The organism is Streptomyces violaceusniger Tu 4113 (assembly GCF_000147815.2).
In the GTDB taxonomy this organism is placed as follows: Bacteria; Actinomycetota; Actinomycetes; order Streptomycetales; family Streptomycetaceae; genus Streptomyces; species Streptomyces violaceusniger_A.
Genome location: NC_015957.1, coordinates 9691044 through 9710201 on the forward strand (window position 1 = coordinate 9691044; position 19158 = coordinate 9710201).

A 19158-nucleotide genomic window follows, 5' to 3' on the forward strand; every position below is an offset into this window, starting at 1 on the left:
TAAGGCCATGACCTGCGCCGACGGCCACGCCGCTCGGGGAGCCCGGTGGCTCACCCCATCGCTTTGATCCTGGCCGGATGTATTGCACGATGCCGCGAGCGCCGGGACGCTGGCAGCTTCCCGCGCCCGCTCAATGCGTTGTTAAGGAGAACCACGTGACCAGTCCAGCCGATCCCCCCAACGGTGCGGGGGCCAGCGGACCGGGGCTCAAGCTGCTCGCGGTGACCGCTTGTCCCACGGGTATCGCCCACACCTATATGGCCGCTGAGAAGCTGGCTCAGGCGGCGGAGTCACTCGGCCACAGCATGAAGGTGGAGACCCAGGGCTCGATCGGGGCCGAGAACGTTCTGTCTGACAACGATGTCAGTCAGGCCGACGGCATCATCATCGCCGCCGACAAGGACGTCGACCGCAGCCGTTTCATCGGTAAGAGAGTGCTCGTCGTCGGGGTCGCCGACGGCATCCACCGCCCCGAGCGGCTGATCGAGCAGGTGCGCAACGCGCCGGTGTACCAAGGCGACGGCCATGAGGCCCAGCGCGGCGCCGCCTCGGCGGCTTCCGGCGGCGGTAAGGGGCGCAGCGTCACCTATAAGGCGCTCATGAACGGCGTCTCGTACATGATCCCGTTCGTCGTGGTCGGCGGTCTGCTGATCGCGGTCTCGCTCGCCCTGGGCGGTGATACGACGTCCAAGGGCATCGTCATCCCCGACGACTCCTTCTGGAAGACGGTCAACGACATCGGGAGCATCGGCTTCGAGTTGATGATCCCGGCCCTGTCCGGCTATATCGCGTACGCCATCGCGGACCGGCCCGCGCTGGTGCCGGGCATGGTGGGCGGCTGGATCGCGGCCCACGGCGAGCTGTACGACAGCGAGGCGGGCGCCGGTTTCATCGGGGCGATCGTCACCGGCTTCCTGGCCGGCTATCTGGTGCTGTGGATCAAGCGGGTCAAGGTTCCGAAGTTCGTCCAGCCGATCATGCCGATCATCGTGATCCCGATCGTGGCGACCTCGGCGCTCGGCCTCTTCTTCATCTATGCCCTCGGCAAACCGATCTCCTGGGTCTTCGAGCGCCTCACCGACTGGCTCGGCGGGCTGACCGGCACCAGCGCGGCACTGCTCGGCATCATCCTCGGGCTGATGATCGCGTTCGACATGGGCGGTCCGGTCAACAAGACCGCGTTCCTCTTCGGCGCCGGGCTGGTGTCCAAGAACCCCGAGGTCATGGGGGCGTGTGCGGCGGCCATTCCGGTTCCGCCGCTGGGCCAGGGGCTGGCCACGCTGCTGCGCCGCCGGATGTTCGACGACCAGGAGCGGGAAACCGGGCTCGCGGCGCTCTTCATGGGCTTCTTCGGCATCACCGAGGGCGCGATTCCGTTCGCCGCGGCGCGTCCGGCGCGGGTCATCCCGGCGAACATGCTGGGCGGCGCGGTCGCCGGGGCGATTGCCGGGGTGGCGTCGGTCGAGGACAACGTGCCGCACGGCGGGCCGATCGTCGCGGTGCTCGGCGCAGTCGGCGGGGTGCCGATGTTCTTCGTCGCGGTCGTCGTCGGTACGGCGGTTACGGCGCTGGTCACGATTGCGCTGATGTCTGTGGGCGGCGGACAGGGTGCGGCGGCGGGTGCCGCGGATGTGGCGGAAGCCGCGGAAGCTGTCTCCTTGGCTCCGTCGCCGGCGGGTGCGCCGGTACTGGCCGGAGTGGGCAGCGGGGGCGGTACGGGGGCCGCGAGCGGTGCCGTGGCGGATTCCTCGGCGAGCGGTGGCGTGGCTGCCTCTGACGCCACTGTCCCCAAGGCTGTGTCCGTCTCGGCCGCTGAGCCGCCGGACGGCGGTAAGGCCGAGGCCGCTCCCGAGGTCGATGCCGCGGACCAGGTGTTGTCCGGCTATCTCACCGAGCAGACCGTGAAGGAGCGGCTGGCGGCGGACGGTAAGGACGCCGCGATCCGCGAGATGGCCGAGCTGCTGGCTGCGACCGGCAAGGTGGCGGATACGGCGGAGCTGGTCCGGGCCGCGTTCGCCCGGGAGGACCAGGGCACCACCGGTCTCGGCGAGGAGATCGCGATTCCACATGCCAAGACGGACGCGGTGACCGCTCCCGTCGTCGGCTTCGCGCGCTCCCCCGAGGGCATCGAGTGGGGCGCGCCGGACGGGACGAAGGCCAGGCTGGTGTTCATGATCGCGGTGCCGGAGGCGGCCGCGGGCGATGAGCATCTGCGGATTCTGGCGCTGTTGTCACGCAAGTTGATGGGTGCCGAGTTCCGGGAGCGGTTGCTGGGGGCGGCGGATGTGGGGGCGATTCTGCGGGTGCTCGGGGAGATCGAGTAGGCCCCTTGTGGGGGAGCCACTTGTGGGCAGCCACTTGTGGGTGGTGGGTGCGCCCCGGTCGCGTGTGCGGTGTACGCCGTCGGCGGCCGGGGTGCGCTTCCGGGTGTGGCCCGGTTGTTCGTACGGGGCGCCTCGTCGGCGGCCAAGGTGCGCTTCCGGGTGCGACCCCACTGTTCGTACGGGGCGCCTCCTCGGCAGCCAAGGTGCGCTTCCGGGTGCGACCCCGTTGCTTGTGCGGCCCACGCCGTCGACGGCCAAGGTGCGCTTCCGGGTGCGACCCCGTTGCCTGTGCGGCCCACGCCGTCGACGGCCAAGGTGCGCTTCCGGGTGCGACCCCGTTGCCTGTGCGGCCCACGCCGTCGGCGGCCAGGGTGCGTTGCCGGGTGCGGGTCGGTGGCCGGTTTGTGCCCACCCGTTCCGCCAGGGGGCACCTCCCAGCGGTAACTGGGGGAGGAACGAATGCCCACAAACCGGCATGGCGGTGCCGGCCCCTCGTGCCCGTGGTTCTCAGGTTCGAAGGGCCGGCGGCGGGGCGGCTCTGCCGTATGCGCTCAGGTGGGCGTGGACGTGCGGAGGATGTCCGGTTCCAGGTAGATGACGCGGGCGATGGGGACCGCCTCGCGGATGCGCGCCTCCGCGGCGTCGATCGCGCGGGCGACCTCCACCGCCGTGTCGTCGTGCTGCACCGCGATCTTGGCGGCCACCAGCAGCTCCTCGGGGCCGAGGTGGAGCGTGCGCATGTGGATCAGCCCGGTGACGGTCTCGCCGTCCACGACCGCTTCACGGATCTTGGTGACCTCGGTGACGTCGGCCGCCTCGCCCAGCAGCAGCGACTTGGTCTCGGCCGCGAGCACCAGGGCGATCAGCACCAGCAGGACGCCGATGCAGAGGGTGCCGATGCCGTCCCAGACGCCGTCGCCGGTCAGCAGCGCGAGCCCGACACCGCCGAGCGCGAGGACCAGTCCGACGAGGGCGCCGAAGTCCTCCAGGAGGACGACGGGCAGCTCGGGGGCCTTGGCCCGGCGCACGAACTGCGGCCAGCTCAGCCTGCCGCGGATCTCGTTGGACTCCTTGATGGCCGTGCGGAAGGAGAAGCCCTCGGCGATGATCGCGAAGATGAGCACCCCGACCGGCCAGTACCAGTGCTCCACGTCATGGGGATGCTTGATCTTCTCGTAGCCCTCGTAGAGCGCGAAGACACCGCCGATGGTGAACAGCACGATGGAGACGAGGAAGCCGTAGATATAGCGTTCGCGGCCGTAGCCGAAGGGGTGCTCGGGGGTGGCCTCGCGCTTGGCCTTCTTCCCGCCGAGGAGCAGCAGCCCCTGGTTGCCCGAGTCGGCGAGCGAGTGCACGCCTTCGGCGAGCATCGACGACGAGCCGCTGAAGGCGAACGCCACGAACTTGGCTGCGGCGATAGCCAGGTTCGCGCCCAGCGCGGCAACAATCGCCTTGGTTCCGCCTGATGCACTCATATGTGCCGAATGTCCCTTCCGCTTCATTACAGCTCATGGCGGCTTTGCCAGCGCTTTACCGCCTCACGGCGGGCCATTGTTCCAGCCCCTCGAACGGGCCGTACGTCAGGCCGTCACTGTGGCCCTGAACACAGTGCCGTCGCCGCCCAGTACGGCCTCCTCGCCGGCCGGTACGAAGGCCGACTGCCCACGCGTCAGCGGGAGTTCGCCGTCCGCGCCGCGCAGGGAGACCTCGCCCGAGGCGCACAGCAGGATCTGCGGGCCGGTCGACGGCAGCGGGCGCGGAGCGGCGCCGTCGGCCAGGACGTGGCGGGAGAGCCGGAACTCGCCGATCGGGGTGGTGTAGAGCTCCTCGCCGGAGGGGTCCGCCTCGGGCCGCAGCACGGCGGGGGCGGCGCTTTCGAAGCGGACGATGCGCAGCAGCTCGGGGACGTCCACATGCTTGGGCGTCAGCCCGCAGCGCAGCACATTGTCGGAGTTGGCCATGATCTCGACGCCCAGGCCGTCGAGATAGGCGTGCGGTACGCCGGCGCCGAGGTAGAGCGCCTCGCCGGGCTGGAGGGTCACGAAGTTGAGCAGCGTCGCGGCGATCACCCCGGGGTCGCCCGGGTAGTGCTGCGCGATGGAGGCGTACGCCGCGTACGCCGGGGCGTGCGGTCCGTCCAGCGCGCTGAGCCGCTCGGCGGCGGCCGCTGCCTGCCTTACGGTCTCCGTCATCGCCTCCGGGTCGGCCGTCAGCACGGCGGTCAGCACCTCGCGCAGGGCGTGCGACTCCGGGTGGGCGTGCAGGATGTCGACGTACGGCTTGAGCGAGTCGACCTCCAGGGCGGCCAGCAGCTCGGCCGCCTCGTTCGGGTCGCGGAAGCCGCACAGCCCGTTGAACGGCGTGAGCGCGCATATCAACTCGGGCTTGTGGTTGGCGTCCTTGTAGTTGCGATGCGGGGCATCGGCCGGAACGCCGCGCTCCTCCTCGTCCGCGTAGCCCTCCTTGGCCTGCTCGAGGTCGGGGTGGACCTGGAGCGACAGCGGCGAGGCGGCGGCCAGCACCTTCAGCAGGAACGGCAACTGCGGCCCGAAGAGGCTTACGGCGTCCGCGCCGAGCTCGCCCTCGGGATCCGCGGCGATCACCTCGGAGAGCGCGACCGGGCCCGTGCCCCGGTCGACCCGGGAGGGCGCCCCGGGGTGTGCTCCCATCCACATCTCGGCCTGCGGCTCCCCGGTCGGCCGGACGCCCAGCAGCTCGGGGATGGCGGTGGTGGAGCCCCAGGCGTAGGGGCGCACGGTGTTGACGAGGCGGTCCATGCGGTGCGGTTCCTGACTGTGCAGTGAGGGACGTGGGGCGGGTGGTGCGTGGTCTTACGGCGTCACGTTCTGGAGGTCTGTTCCAGAGGTCTACGGCGTCACGTCGTCGCGGTCCACGGCGTCACGTTCTGACGGCGTCAAGTTCTATCGGCCGAAGCGAGCGCGAGGTAAACGGCGGCGAAATCCGTGATGGCGAGAAGTTCCGCGGCCCTCTCCAGCGGGGTGCCCTCGGCCGGTTCCAGCTCGCTGAACGCGGTGTCATGCGCCAGCGCGAGCTCCCGGGCGGTCGGCACCGCCGAGACCGGGCCCACCGGCTCCTCGTGGAGCAGCACGATCCGGGCGCGGAGCGCCTCGGCCTCCTCCACGCGGTCGCGGAAGAAGTCGTCCGGGTCGGCCCCGCCCGCGAACGCCCCGGTCAGCATCGCGCCATGCGCGGCGAGCGCCCCGGGGAGCTCGGCGACGAGCGCCGGGCGCCCGGCGAGCGACGCGAGCAGCCTCGCGAAGCGCCGTCCGGTCGCGGCGGCCACCGGGCCCTCGGTCCACAGCAGCGGAAGCGCCCCGGCGAGCTCGGCCGCGAGGGTCTTGGCGGGGTTGGTGTAGGTGGCGATGGCCGGGCCGCAGCGCTCGGCGACCCGGTCGAGCCGGTCGGCGACCTGCAGCAGCGCGGCGGGCGACGCGGACACCAGGCCGATCCGGTCGACCAGCAGGAGCAGCGGCGTGAGCAGGGCCCACAGCGTGCCGGGCAGCGAGGGGCCGGTCATCTCGTCGGGCGCGGTGCCGGGCGGCTCGGCGGAGTGCGGGACGGAAGGCGTCCCGTACGTGCCGGGGGCATCGCCCAGGGCGCCCTCGGCGCGGGCGGTGTCGTCGTCCTCGGGCGTGCCGGGCGCGTGCGGGTCCCTGCGGTACGGATCGGTGCTGTATCCGCCCGTGGCGTACGGGGCCGAGGCGTGCGGCGCCGTGGCCAGCGGCACCATCAGGCCGCGCGCCTGCGCGACCGCGTCGGCCAGCGGGGACTGGCCCGGGGCGACCGCGACGATCGCGCAGCCGCGGCGGTACGCCTGCTCGACAAGGCGCGGAAGGCCCGGTTCCGTACCGTCCGGCGTCCCGACGACCAACAGGTCGAGCGGGCCCGCCCAGCCGGGCAGTGTCCAGCGCAGGGCGCCCGGCGCGGGGGCTACGCCGGTGGGCGCGATCAGGCTGACCGGGCAGTTGCCCCCGCTGAGCGCGCCGAGGAGGTCGGCGGTGCAGGTTCCGGCCGCCCCTGGGCCCGCGACCATGACGGCGCGCGGCCGCCCGTCCGGCTTGAGATCGCCGATCCCCGCCTCGGTGGCGTGCCGGGCGGCGGTGCGGATGCGGGCGCCGGATTCGGCGGCTCCGCGCAGCAGCCCGCGGCTATCGGCGCGGGCTAGGGCCTCTGGGGCGTCGAGGAGGGATTCGTCGAGCATCGTGCTTCGGCCTCCGATCGCCGTGGCGGGCGGTACGCGCGGGACCGCGCGGGGCTGGGGCTCCGGCGGGCCGCCGGATCAGGCCGGGCGGCGGGCCTCGTCGACGAGCAGCACGGGGATGCCGTCCCGGACGGGGTACGCGAGAGAGCACCCCTCGCCCGTGCACACCAGCTCGGGGGTCTCCGGGGACTGCTCCTCGCGCAGCGGGGCGTGGCACGCCGGGCAGGCGAGGATATCCAGAAGACCGGCTTCGAGCGGCATGGGGGCGTCCCTTCGGGTATGGGTCCAGCCGGACATCGGCCCGGCGTGGTCAGCGTACCGCCGGGCGGGGGCGGGGCGCGGCCGGTGGGCACCGGAGCCCGGGGGCTCGCCCCGGGCTCCGGCAACGCCGTGCGCCCCGCGCGCGGTGCCCGCCGTAAGGACGCGGACGGCGGCGGGGTCCGCGCGCGGACGGCCGTAAGGCTTACGCGCGGACGATGGAGAGGACCTCGTCGCGGACCTCGGCCACCCGCTCCGCGTCCCGCGCCTCCACGTTCAGGCGCAGCAGCGGCTCGGTGTTGGAGGGGCGGAGGTTGAACCACCAGTCGGCGGTCGTGACCGTAAGGCCGTCGAGTTCATCGAGCTCGACGCCTTCGCGGCCCTCGTACGCCGCCTTGACCGCCTCCATGCGCCCGGTCTGGTCGTCGACGGTGCTGTTGATCTCCCCGGAGGCCGCGTACCGGTCGTACTGCGCGACCAGCTCCGACAGCGGGCCCTCCTGGCCGCCGAGCGCGGCCAGGACGTGCAGGGCGGCCAGCATGCCGGTGTCGGCGTTCCAGAAGTCGCGGAAGTAGTAGTGCGCGGAGTGCTCACCGCCGAAGATCGCGCCGGTGCGGGCCATCTCGGCCTTGATGAAGGAATGGCCCACGCGGGTGCGGACGGGGGTGCCTCCGTTCTCCTTGACGACCTCGGGGACCGACCACGAGGTGATGCAGTTGTGGATGACCGTCCCGCCCGGGTGCTTGGCCAGCTCGCGGGCGGCGACCAGGGCGGTGATGGCGGAGGGGGACACCGGCTCGCCGCGCTCGTCCACGACGAAGCAGCGGTCGGCGTCGCCGTCGAAGGCGAGCCCGAGGTCGGCCCCGGTCTCCCGGATCCGGGCCTGCAAATCGACGATGTTCTTGGGGTCGAGCGGGTTGGCCTCGTGGTGGGGGAAGGTTCCGTCCAGCTCGAAGTAGAGGGCGTCGAGGTCGAGCGGGAGCCCCTTAAAGACGGTCGGGACGGTGTGGCCGCCCATGCCGTTGCCCGCGTCCACGACGACCTTCAGCGGCCGGATGGCGGTCAGGTCCACCAGCGAGCGCAGATGGGCGGCGTAGTCGGCGAGGACGTCCCGCTGGGTGATGGTGCCGGTCTCGGCGGCGGGCTCGGGCGCGCCGCTGTCGGCCCATTCCTCGACCAGGGCGCGGATGTCGGCGAGCCCGGTGTCCTGGCCGATGGGGGCGGCAGCCGCGCGGCACATCTTGATGCCGTTGTACTGCGCGGGGTTGTGGCTGGCGGTGAACATCGCGCCGGGCAGGTCGAGATGTCCGCTCGCGAAGTAGAGCTGATCGGTCGAGCACAGCCCGATCTCTGTCACATCCACCCCGAGCGAGGCGGCGCCGCGCGCGAAGGCCCGCGCCAGACCGGGCGAGGAGGGGCGCATGTCATGGCCGACGACGATCGCGTCCGCGCCGGTCACCCGGGCGAAGGCGGCGCCGAAGAGTTCCGAGAGCGACTCGTCCCACTGGTCCGGGACCACACCCCGCACGTCGTACGCCTTCACGATCTGCGACAAGTCGGGCACAGCCAACCCCTTCTGGAGGTCCTGGTGAAGATGTCTCCGCGGACGCCTCTGGGGACGTCCCTGCGGACCTCAAAACCTACCCGCAGGAGCTGGGCCGGAACTGTGAGCCCCGTCGCGCGGCGTGCTGCGGGGCGTCCCCGGCCGGGTCACGGCAGCATCCAGCTCAGCAGGAACGACGACTGCGCGACGACGATGAGGCTCATCACCAGCAGCAGCGCGAGGCTCCACGGCAGCACCTTACGGAGCAGATCCCCCTCGCGCCCCTTCAGCCCGACCGCCGCGCAGGCGATGGTGAGGTTCTGCGGGGAGATCATCTTGCCGAGCACCCCGCCCGAGCTGTTGGCGGCGGCGAGCAGATCCGGGGAGAGCCCGGACTCATGGGCGGCGGTCACCTGGAGGGCGCCGAAGAGGGCGTTCGCGGAGGTGTCCGAGCCGGAGACGGCGACGCCGAACCAGCCGAGCACCGGGGAGAGGAAGGCCAGCCCGGCCCCGGCGGCGGCGACGAAGTGCCCGATGCCGGCGGCCTGCCCGGAGAGGTTCATGACATAGGCGAGCGCGAGCACCGAGGTGACCGTAAGGATCGCATGACGCAGTTCGTGCACCGTGGCCGTCCACTCCCGCGCGGCGTCGCGGGCGGTCACCCCCAGCACGGCGACAGTGGCCACCCCGGCCACCAGCACCAAGGTGCCGCCGGTGGCGATCAGCGGCAGCGAGAAGACATTGGCGCCGACCGGCTTTCCGTCGGGCGCCGCGACGTCCAGGAAGGGCCAGTCGAAGGTGCGGGTGGCCTTGGCCAGGAGATCCTTGACCGGGCCTATCTGGGCGATGGAGAAGATCGCCACGATGAGCGCGTACGGGGCGTAGGCGCGCAGCACCTCGGGGCGCGGGTCCTCGCGGTCCAGGTCGTCGCTGCGTACGCCGGTGAGCACGGCGGCGCGCACCGGCTCCTCGGCGGGGCGCCGGGCGGCGGGCATGGCCACCAGCACGGCCGCGCCGACGAGCGCCGCCGCGATGTCGGCGAGCTGGACGGAGAGGTAGTTGGAGACGGTGAACTGGGCGACGGCGAAGGCGGCCCCACAGGCGAGCGCGGGCGCCCAGGTCTCGCGCAGCCCGCGCCGGCCGTCGACGAGCGCGACCAGCAGCAGCGGGACGACGAGGGCGAGCAGCGGGGTCTGCCGCCCCACGACGGAGGCGACGGAGTCCAGCGGCAGCCCGGTGACCTGAGCCAGCGTCACCACGGGGGTGGCCATGGCGCCGAAGGCGACCGGCGCGGTGTTGGCGACGAGCGCGACGACGGCGGCGCGCACCGGGTCGAAGCCGAGCGCCACGAGCATGACCGAGCAGATGGCCACGGGTGCGCCGAACCCGGCGAGCGCCTCCAGGAGCGCACCGAAGCAGAAGGCGATGACGAGGGCCTGGACGCGGGGGTCGTCCGAGAGCCGGCCGAAGGAGCGGCGCAGTACGTCGAAGTGGTCGGTGCGGACGGTCATCCGGTACACCCACAGGGCGTTGACGACGATCCACATGATGGGGAAGAGACCGAAGAGCGCCCCCTGGACGGCGCTGGAGAGGGCCTGGCCGACGGGCATCCCGTACGGGAGGCAGGCGACGAGCGCGGCGACGACGAGCCCGATGGGGCCCGCGTAGTGGGCGCGCATCCGCACCCCGCCGAGCAGCACGAGGACGGTGACGAGGGGAAGGGCGGCGACGAGGGCGGACAGGGAGAGTGAATCGGCGACGGGGTCCAACTGCTGCACGAACACACGGGCCTCCCGGCATGGGCCATCCCTGGAAGGTCACATCCGTAATGCGGAAACGGAGGACCCTGGCGTGCAGGCATGGTCGTGTCCGCGCCAAGTCACAGTCAATGCTCCGTCAGCAAGTGATCCCAACAAGGTGCCGGAGAGGACCGCGAGACGTTCGCCAGAAGATCGCGGGGAAGGTGCGGGAAGAACGCGGCGGAAAGTGCGCCGAGCAGCCGATCAGGACTCGGGCGACCGCAGGACCCGCAGATGGCCGCGGCGCGCGACCTCACGCGGGTCGCCCTCCCGGCCACCGTGCCCGCTCCCGGCCCCGGAGCCTCCCGAACCGGACGCCGCCCCCGCCGCGCGCTCATGCGGGCGGGCGGCCTCGCGGACCGCGTTGGCCAGCGCCTCCAGATCGTCACCGCTGGGCCGGGTCGGACCGGTGTCGATGGCGAGCCGGACGACCTCCCAGCCACGCGGGGCGGTCAGCCGCTCCGAGTGCTCCGAGCACAGGTCGTAGCAGTGGGGTTCGGCGTAGGTGGCGAGCGGCCCGAGAACGGCGGTCGAGTCCGCATAGACGTACGTCAGCGTCGCGACGGCGGGGCGGCCGCAGGCGGTGCGCGAACAGCGACGTACAGGGCTCACGACGTTGGACGGTACCGCACTCTTGAGCGGGCCGCGACGACTCTCCACCAGCTCACTCCGCCGTGTCGTCCTGGTTCGCCCCGTGCACCCGAAACGTGAACCTACCGGTTGACCAGCATGGACTTCCGGCGCGACAAAAGCCGCCGACGACGAATCCGGTCAGCACTCGAACCGAGAGAGATCATCCTGGGCCAGGGAAGCGACGCAAGAGACATCCGTTTTTGGACCCAAGCATGGCTGGAATGCTCATTTAGCGACATCCGGCACGGCTGTCCGGTAAGCGCACGGGGGGCGGGCGGGCGACGGCTACCCTCGTGAGTGATGACCAGGCCCGTACATCCCCATCAGTCCGAGCCGCGCCCTCGCCGTCGCGACCGCCACGGACGAGGTATGCGCGGCCCTATCGCGCCGCCCCAGGTGCCGCTCTCGGTCAGCCGCGCGGAGTCCTTCGTCGATCTGGTGCAGGACTCGGCGGAGCGGCTGGAGAGACGCTGGCCACAGCTGTCCGGAGTCGACTTCACGGTGCTGGAGGTGCCCACGTCGGGTCTCGGCGGCCCGGGGCCGGGCGGGGGCCCGGACGGGCACGGCGGACCGGACGGCTGGGACGGCGAGTCCGTGCCGCTCGGGCGCTTCATCGCGGCCCGCGGGGACGCGCCGGACCGGATCGTGATCTACCGCCGCCCGGTCGAGATCCGGGCGAAGAACCGGGATGAGCGGGCGCTGCTGGTGCACGAGGTCGTGGTCGAGCAGGTGGCGGAGCTGCTGGGGCTGGCCCCGGAGTCCGTGGACCCGCGGTACGGACAGGAGTAGCGGGCGGCGGCGCCCCAAGGCGCGAGGCGCCCCGATGGACGAGGCGCCCAGAGGCACGACGCGCCCCGGGGCGGGCCGCGAACCCCCGTGGTAGGCCCCGGCACGGGCCGCAGGCCCCCAGGACTGCCATAACCCAGGAGCAGCCCTAACCGCCCTCAGGCGCGGCCCTAGTCGTCGTTGAGCAGGGACAGGTCCTGGCCCGCCTCGGGCACCGCGACCATGCCCCGGTCGTCCGGCAGCGGCTGGATCGTGAACATCGGGACCCCGCCCTCCGGCAGCGCCAGCATCCGCGAGGCGTGCACCGGCCCGCCGGAGAGCCGCTCGACCGTCACCGCGTACGGGCCCTTGCCCGAGGCCGGGCGCGGTGGCTCCAGGGCCTGGGTGGTGCCGCCCTTGACCTCGTAGGTCTTGCTGACCGGGCTGCCGCCGCCGGCGCCCGCGGAGGCGGTGATCCGCACCTTGGCGGTCGCTCCCGGCGCCACCAGGGAGAGCGTCGACCCCTTGGTGCGGTTGTCGGCCGCGGTGGCGCTGCGCTCGATCGCGCCGGTCGCCGGGATGAACGCCGTCTCCTGGTCGCTCCCCTTGCCCCGGGTCACCTGGAGCCCGGCCACCACCGGCGTGGCCGGGCCGTCGCCGCCCTCGGGGGTGAGCAGCAGCGAGCCGGGCTCGCCCTTGGTCACGTCGCCGAGGTCGATCGCGGTCGTCATCCCGCTCTTGACGTGCAGTGACTCATGCCCTGCGGGGGTGATCGAGTTGTTCGGCCCGGCCAGCCGCACCTTGAGGTCCGCGTCGTCGGACCCGGGCGCCAAGACGACCAGGCGCGCCGAGGTGGCGTCCTTGGGGATGCCGGGGATCGCCACGCTCGTCGAGGGCACGGCGGAGGCGGGAAGCCAGTCGCTGCCCGCCTTCTGGTCCACGGCCTGTACGGCCGTGCCGATCCGGCCGGTGCGGGCCGTCACGCGGAGCGAGGCGCCGGCCGCCCGCTGGTCGGTGAGGGTGGAGAGCAGGACCGGGACGGTGGAGCGGGGCGGGACCGTGATCGACTCGTCGGTCGAGGGCTTCAGCCGGCCGCTCGGTCCGTAGAGCTTCAGATCCACCTCGGCGGCGGCGTCGTCCGGGTTCGTGAGATGGACGAAGTCCTGGCGGTTCTTGTCCGTGCTGACCCCGGGGAACCAGAAGTCCGTATCCGGGGCCGTGCACGCGGTGCCCAGGATGCCGCGTCCGCTGCCCGCGTCGATCGTGGTGGTCTGCTGGACGGTCCAGCCGGGCGCGAAGCGGCCGTCGGCGGTGCCGATGAGCGCGGGGGCGCCCTCGCTGTCCTCGTCGGTGGTGACGGGCTTGCCGGGCTCCTTCAGGGGCAGTACGGGCTTGTCGCCGCCCGGGGACGCCTGACCGCCCTTCTTGCCGTTCTTGTTGTCCTTACCGCCGTCGCCGCCGGGACCCGGCACGTCATCAGCCGGGTTCTGGGCGGGCAGCAGTTCGGCGGTGCCGTCCTTGGCGTCCACGCCGTCGCGCTTGGGCGTGTACGCGGTGTAGGTGGTGCTGCTCACATCCGAGGAGGAGGGCGTCGGGCACAGCAGCGTCGAGCGCTGCACGGGCAGCCGGGCGGCGGCCTTCGCGGCGGAGTCCGCGTCGTCGGAGGAGCCCCCGGTGAGGGCCGCGACGCCGGTGACGGCGGCCAGCGCCGTGGCGGCGCCGATGAGGGACAGGGTGGTGCGGTTCATCGCTGCTGCTCGCTCCCGTCGCGGCGGTCCTCGGGGTCGGCGCCGCCGTACGTCGTATCGCCCTGCGGGGGGTAGCCGCCGTCGGGGTAGGGCTGCTGCTGGTCGTAGCCGTAAGGGTCGGCGTACTGGCCGCCCGCGTACGGGTCCGCCGGGTACTGGCCCTCCTGGTACTGGCCCTGGCCCTGGCCCTGGCCCTCCTGGTAGCCGGCCGGATAGCCGGTGTCCTGATAGCCGCCCTGGTAGTCACCGGCCGGGTACTGGCCGCCGGGGTACTGACCCGGGTAGCCCTCGCCCTGGTACTGCTCGCCTTGGTACTGCTCCCCCTGGTACTGACCGGCCGGGTACTGGCCGTATCCGGCGTCGGCGTACGTCTGCGCGTCCCACTGCTGCCCGTACTGCTCCTGATGCGGCACGGCCTGCTGCTGATGCGGCACCGCCGCGTACGGGTCACCGGCGGCCGTCTGGTCGCCGTACGGATCGTTCGCCACCGTCTGGTCGCCGTAAGGGTCGTTCGCCGCCGCCTGGTCGCCGTAAGGGTCGCCCATGGCGGCCGGCTCGACGGGCGGCTGCAGCGGCGGCTCGCCCGGCTGCGGGGGAATCTCGTCCGGCAGCGGGGGCATGGCGTCCGCGGTGGCCGGATCCTCGTCCGGCCGCCCCTTGCCGGCCTCTGCCTGCCCGGCCTGCGCCTCCGCGGCGGCCCGCAGCCGCCGCGCCCGGCGTCCGTCGCCCGCCATGTCCTCGGCGGTGATGACGGCGGCCGCGCCCTCCGCGTCCGGCAGGTCGTCGTCGACGTTCCGGCGGCGGCCCGGCAGCGCGAGCACCAGCAGCACGACCGCCAGCAGCCCCTGCGCCCACACCCACGCGGTGTGCGTGATGGGCGTGTCGTAGGTGAGGTCCAACCGGCCGCCGTTCGCCGGGAGTTCGAAGCCCTGCGCCCAACCGTCGACGGTCGTCGCCTTCAGCGGCTTGCCGTCGAGCGTGGCCTGCCAGTCGGGTGCGGACCGGTCGGCGATCCGCAGCACCCGCCCGGCGGTGCCGTCCGGCACCGTGGTGTGCGCCTCGACGGGGCCGGACGCCACATGCACCGGCTTGGCCGCCGCCCCGCCCGCCGGACGGCCCGAGGACTCGGCCGGGACGATGGAGACCCGCGAGACCCGCTGGTCGACCCGCCACAGCACGCCGCCGTGTTCCCGGCTGAGCTGAGTGAGGCCCGGGGTCGCGTTCAGCACCCGCTCCATCTCGGACGGCGCGCCCTTCTGGACGTACACGTACCGCACCGCGTAGCCGCCGAGCTGACGGGTCTGGTCGGCGCCGGAGCCCGCGATCAGATTGGCCACGACGCCGTCGAGCCGGGTGTCGGCGCCGCCCGCCGCCGCGAGTTCGCCCTCGCCCAGCCGGGCGCCGGAGCCGCGCACCAGGGCGTAGTCGGCGTGGGCGGCGCTGCTGCCGCCGCCGAGCACCAGCGTGCGGGCCTGGTCCTCGGTGGCGCTCTCGGCCGCCACGAACGCCGGAACCTGCGAGGGGTCGCGCCGCCCCACCGGGCCGTCCGCGCCGCTCACCATCCAACTGACGGCGGCGTACAGCGGCGCGGCGACCGTGGCGACCGCGATCAGCAGCGCCACCGGCTGGCGCCAGCCGAAGCTCTGCGCCGCGACCCGCTCGCGTGCGTTCTCGGCGCCCACCACACCGGCGGTCAGCAGCGCCAGGCCGTAGACGAGGGTCGCGGGCCCGGCCCAGCCGGAGCCGCCCGTGAACGCCGCGAAGAGGAAGCCGGTGAGCGCCACGACCCACGCGGTGCGCACCAGCGTCTGCCGCTCCCCGCGCATCAGGGCGGCGAGGGCGGCCAGGACGAAGCCGAGCAGCAGCAGCGTGCCGCCGCCCTTGGGGCCGCCGGGGCTGAGCGCGAGCAGGTCCAGGGCGGACGCGGAGCCGGCGCCGCGGTCCAGCCCGGCCTCCTCGAGGAAGCGGGCGGGGTCGGCAAGGAGGTCGAGCGACCAGGGGGCGAGCACGACGAGCGGGGTGACGAGCACGGTCAGGAACCGCAGTCCGTGGCCCATGAGCTGCTCGGTGCCGCTCTGCCGGTGGCGTACGAGCACGCCGACGCCCAGGAGGAGCGCCATCGGCCAGACGACCGGGGTGAAGGCCATGGTGAACGTGAGCAGCAGCGCGTACGCCCATGCCGCCCGCCAGCTCGGCAGCCGCGTCCCATTGCTCGTGAACCCGCTCGCGGCGGCCGCGGCCCGGGCCATCAGCGGCAGCAGTATGGCGAGCACGGCGGTGCCGAGCCGCCCGCCCGCGAGCGCCCCGGTCGCGGCCGGGAGGAAGGCGTACGCGACGCTCCCCCAGGCGCGCAGCAGCCGGGACTCGACCAGGGGCCGGGAGGCGAAGTACGCGATGAACCCGGCCAGCGGCACCGAACAGACCAGCAGCAGGGTCAGCGTGAAGCCCGTGGAGCCCAGGAAGACCGTGCCCAGTGCGGCGAGGGCGGCCAGATACGGCGGCGCGGACTGCGTCCCGCCGGTGCCGACCGGATGCCAGCCGTCCACATAGCTCGACCACAGCTCGGAGACATGAGCGGGCGCGGGCAGCAGGGCGCCGCCCGCGAGCGCGCCCGCACCGAGCAGATCCCGGCAGGCGACCAGCGAGACCACCAGCAGGACGAGGAAGAGCATCGGCCCTGGCTTGCGCGCGATCCGCTTGAGCCGGGCGAACTGCTCGACCTCCAGGAAGTCGGCGTCATCGCCGCCGGGCCCGGACTCGACCGCGCCGTGCCGCCCGCCGGAGGACAGTTCGGGCTCGGAACGGCCGCCTATATTGCTGGCGACCTGCTCGACCGTCGCCCTTACGGTCGCACCGGGCGGCGGGAACAGCGGCCGCAGCTCGCTCGGCTCCGCCGCGGGGCGGCCTCTGCGCTTGCGCGCGGCGAGGATCCGCCCCGGCCGCAACAGGATGCCGAAGAGACCGGCGACCTCGTCCAGGGCCTGCCCCGGCACCTTGCCCACGAGATAGGCCAGGGTGCGCAGCAGCGTGCCGAACAGAAGCCGCAGCATCACATAGGGCAGCAGCCCGCCGCGCGTGTTGACCAGCAGGGTGTAGACGGCGCCGGCCTTGTCCACGCGATGGGGGTTCGCGACGGAGCGCCCCACGCAGTCGATGGGCCGCCGCTCGCGCGCGGACGCCTCCGCATGCCGCAGTACCGCGTCCGGAGCGATCAGCACCTGATAACCGGCCGCCTGGGCGCGCCAGCACAGGTCGACGTCGTCCCGCATCAGGGGCAGCCGGGCGTCGAAACCGCCCAGCTCCTCCCACACATCGCGGCGCACCAGCATGCCCGCGCTGGACACCGACAGCACGGGGCGCACCTGGTCGTGCTGGCCCTGGTCCTGCTCGCGCCGCTCCAGACCGGTCCAGCGGCGGCCGCTGCGGGCGATGCTGACGCCGACTTCGAGCAACTGCCGGCGGTCGTACCAGCCGCGCAGCTTGGCGCCGACGATCGCGGGCTCGCGGTTGGCGGTGAGCTCGGCGTCGACGACCCGCAGCAGCTCGGCCAGCGCGTCGGGGTCGGGCGCGCAGTCGTCGTGCAGCAGCCACAGCCACTGGACGGGCTCGCCGTGCGGCAGCTCCGGCAGGTCGTACGCGTCGTCGCGCCAGGTCCGGTTGACGGGGTCCCAGCCGCTGGGGCGCTTGAGGTAGGTGAGCTCCTCGGGGCCGAGCACCGGGGCCGTGCGGACCGCCTCGGCGACGGCCGTGCCGAAGCCGCTGCGGCGCGCCATGTGCAGCACCCGCTCCTCGCCGAGGGTCTCGGTGAGCAGCCGGGCGGAGTCGTCGGCGCTGCCGGTGTCGGCCGCGACGACGCTCTGGACGGGGCGCTCCTGGCCGAGCAGACCGGACAGCGCGTCGGGCAGCCAGCGGGCGCCGTCGTGGGCGACCAGGACGGCGGTGACGACATGACGCGGATAGGCCGGTGCCTGAACCGGTTCTTGAGCGGGCGCAAACGCGGCGTTGGCGGCCGGATATTGGGCCGCCTGGTGGCTGTGCACGGACATCGAGGTACGGGCCCCGGTTCGCTGGACTGCGGTGGACGCGCGCGCCCCCTGGGGGCATTGGAGCGTCTCGGACGGGGCCCCACACTAACGGCTGTGTATGCGACCGGTCCGCCTCCCGTCACCATGCGGGCGGGGGGCGCACCGGTCGCGGTGGCTCAGCCCGCCGTGACCTGTGCGGATATGTCAGCGCGGGTCATACGGTTCCGGCAGGTCCGACGGGCCCGAGGAGTCGGCGCGGCCGACGGGTCCGGCGAGTCGGACGGGTCCCGCGGGCCCGGTCCGGCGTCGGGTGTCAGACGGCGGCCTTCTTCAGTCGGCGGCGCTCACGCTCGGACAGACCGCCCCAGATGCCGAACCGCTCGTCGTTGGCGAGGGCGTACTCAAGGCACTCGGAACGGACCTCACACGCGAGGCAGACCTTCTTCGCCTCACGGGTGGATCCGCCCTTTTCCGGGAAGAACGATTCGGGATCGGTCTGGGCGCACAGCGCGCGCTCCTGCCAACCGAGCTCCTCGTCCGCCTCTTCGACCAGCAGTTGCTGGAACAACTCGGTCATGTGCGCCCCTCGTCTGTCTTTGCGTCCCCGTGCCTGATGCCGTCGATGAGCCGGCAGAACGACACGAGTGAAATTACAAGTGCGCCGATCCGGGCCAGTCAAGCCGAGATCTGCTATTGGGCCTCTTATTCACTCTGCGGAACCAAGGCTGCGCGGAAAGTGTTCAAATCGGCCTAAACGCGACACCTTCCCCATCCGACGCCCGGGTCCCTCCTCTCACGCTCACTGAGGAGGACGCCATCGACGCCGGTCCCGTTGCATCGCGCGGGAGATGGAGCAGGGTGGCGCGGGGGTCGTGCGGGGATCGTGCAGGGGTGGTGCGGGGGTGGTGCGCGTCGATGCGCGTTGGTGCGCCCTCTCACCGGTACAACGCGTGCACAAACCTTTCTGCCTCCAGAGCGACCTGATGAGGTGAACCTTGAGCTGAAACGTGAGATCAAGTTGACAGCGGCGCGGCGATCCGGGTCTCCTTGGTCGCATGTCAGTGACCCACGCGCCCCTGCCGACCCGTGACCACGGGTTCCGCTGCGCTGTGCAGGCTCGCTGTCGCTGTTCGAGCTGTTGATGCCCCCCGAGCTCCAGCTTTCTCCGCGTTTCTCTCGCTTCGCCTACGGCGCCTCGTCCTGAGACCTCGTTCGCACCGCACTTCGCGCCCTGACAGCGTCCCCTACGGCGCACCTCTCCGCGCCCTTCCCGCCGAGGAACCCCCGCCATGAACAGCGACGTCCAGATCGCCGGTGACCCGCTCGCCATCCCGCATCTGCTGCCGCCCGTACCCGCGCACCCCTCCACCGTCTCCGCCTTCGCGGGTCTGGCCCGCACCATCGCGGCCGACCGCGACGGCTGGGCCTCCCTCGTCCAGTACGACGCCACCAGCCGCTGGTACCACCGGCTGCGCACCGGCCCCGGCTATGAGGTGTGGCTGCTGAGCTGGGTGCCCGGACAGGGCAGCGGAGCCCACGACCACGGCCGCTCCTCCGGAGTGCTGACCGTGCTCCAGGGCGAGCTCACCGAACGGGTGGGAACGCGCGGCGTGCGGCATGCGCTGCGCGCCGGCGCACAGCGCGTCTTCGCGCCCGGTTATGTGCACGACGTCGTCAACGACGCCCTCGAACCGGCCGTCAGCCTGCACATCTACTTCCCCGGGCTGACCGAGATGCCGCTGCACCCCACCCAGAGCGCCGAGTTGTCCGCCCCCGCGCGCCCTGCCGCGGCCCCCGGCACGCTGGGCGTCCCGGGCCGCTGAGCCGCCCCGAACGCCCGC

The 19158-nt window shown here is 72.7% G+C and carries 13 protein-coding genes; 3 read left to right on the forward strand and 10 right to left on the reverse strand.

Annotated features, from left to right (window positions below; all coding sequences use genetic code 11):
• Window positions 1-155 precede the first annotated feature (155 nt).
• Window positions 156-2324 (forward strand): fructose-specific PTS transporter subunit EIIC, encoded by a 2169-nt coding sequence (locus STRVI_RS39590; protein ID WP_014061186.1) that lies wholly within the window; start codon window positions 156-158, stop codon window positions 2322-2324.
• A 551-nt stretch (window positions 2325-2875) separates the two neighbouring features.
• Here STRVI_RS39590 and STRVI_RS39595 read toward each other — a convergent pair.
• From STRVI_RS39595 to STRVI_RS39625, 7 genes are all read right to left on the reverse strand, one after another.
• Window positions 2876-3799: a cation diffusion facilitator family transporter gene (locus STRVI_RS39595; RefSeq protein ID WP_014061187.1), complete on the reverse strand. Its 924-nt coding sequence runs from the start codon at window positions 3797-3799 to the stop codon at window positions 2876-2878.
• A 105-nt stretch (window positions 3800-3904) separates the two neighbouring features.
• Window positions 3905-5101 carry a mannose-6-phosphate isomerase, class I gene (gene manA / locus STRVI_RS39600; RefSeq protein ID WP_014061188.1) on the reverse strand — a complete coding sequence of 399 codons (1197 nt, stop codon included), beginning with the start codon at window positions 5099-5101 and terminating at the stop codon, window positions 3905-3907.
• A 137-nt stretch (window positions 5102-5238) separates the two neighbouring features.
• The gene (locus STRVI_RS39605) at window positions 5239-6546 is read right to left on the reverse strand and encodes an SIS domain-containing protein (protein ID WP_014061189.1); all 1308 of its coding nucleotides are present in this window, start codon (window positions 6544-6546) and stop codon (window positions 5239-5241) included.
• Window positions 6547-6624: 78 nt separating this feature from the next.
• Window positions 6625-6807 (reverse strand): Trm112 family protein, encoded by a 183-nt coding sequence (locus STRVI_RS39610; RefSeq protein ID WP_014061190.1) that lies wholly within the window; start codon window positions 6805-6807, stop codon window positions 6625-6627.
• A 202-nt stretch (window positions 6808-7009) separates the two neighbouring features.
• Window positions 7010-8368, reverse strand: a complete 1359-nt coding sequence (locus STRVI_RS39615; RefSeq protein WP_014061191.1) for a phosphomannomutase/phosphoglucomutase — start codon at window positions 8366-8368, stop codon at window positions 7010-7012.
• A 146-nt stretch (window positions 8369-8514) separates the two neighbouring features.
• Window positions 8515-10131 carry an L-lactate permease gene (locus tag STRVI_RS39620; RefSeq protein WP_014061192.1) on the reverse strand — a complete coding sequence of 539 codons (1617 nt, stop codon included), beginning with the start codon at window positions 10129-10131 and terminating at the stop codon, window positions 8515-8517.
• A 219-nt stretch (window positions 10132-10350) separates the two neighbouring features.
• Window positions 10351-10806 carry a DUF3499 domain-containing protein gene (locus STRVI_RS39625; RefSeq protein WP_014061193.1) on the reverse strand — a complete coding sequence of 152 codons (456 nt, stop codon included), beginning with the start codon at window positions 10804-10806 and terminating at the stop codon, window positions 10351-10353.
• A gap of 342 nt (window positions 10807-11148) precedes the next feature.
• Between STRVI_RS39625 and STRVI_RS39630 the strand changes: the two genes are divergently transcribed.
• The gene (locus tag STRVI_RS39630) at window positions 11149-11568 is read left to right on the forward strand and encodes a metallopeptidase family protein (protein ID WP_014061194.1); all 420 of its coding nucleotides are present in this window, start codon (window positions 11149-11151) and stop codon (window positions 11566-11568) included.
• Between the two features lie 167 nt (window positions 11569-11735).
• Here STRVI_RS39630 and STRVI_RS39635 read toward each other — a convergent pair whose 3' ends face one another.
• The 3 genes from STRVI_RS39635 to STRVI_RS39645 form a co-directional block, all read right to left on the reverse strand.
• Window positions 11736-13292: a DUF5719 family protein gene (locus STRVI_RS39635; protein ID WP_014061195.1), complete on the reverse strand. Its 1557-nt coding sequence runs from the start codon at window positions 13290-13292 to the stop codon at window positions 11736-11738.
• Window positions 13289-17338, reverse strand: coding sequence for a glycosyltransferase family 2 protein (locus STRVI_RS39640; protein WP_014061196.1), 4050 nt, complete (start codon window positions 17336-17338; stop codon window positions 13289-13291). Before STRVI_RS39640 ends, STRVI_RS39635 begins: the two co-directional genes overlap by 4 nt.
• A 292-nt stretch (window positions 17339-17630) precedes the next feature.
• The gene (locus STRVI_RS39645; protein ID WP_004952403.1) at window positions 17631-17894 is read right to left on the reverse strand and encodes a WhiB family transcriptional regulator; all 264 of its coding nucleotides are present in this window, start codon (window positions 17892-17894) and stop codon (window positions 17631-17633) included.
• A 712-nt stretch (window positions 17895-18606) separates the two neighbouring features.
• Between STRVI_RS39645 and STRVI_RS39650 the strand changes: the two genes are divergently transcribed.
• A complete protein-coding gene (locus tag STRVI_RS39650; RefSeq protein ID WP_014061197.1) occupies window positions 18607-19140 on the forward strand; it encodes a cysteine dioxygenase in 534 nt (177 codons plus the stop codon).
• Window positions 19141-19158: the final 18 nt, after the last annotated feature.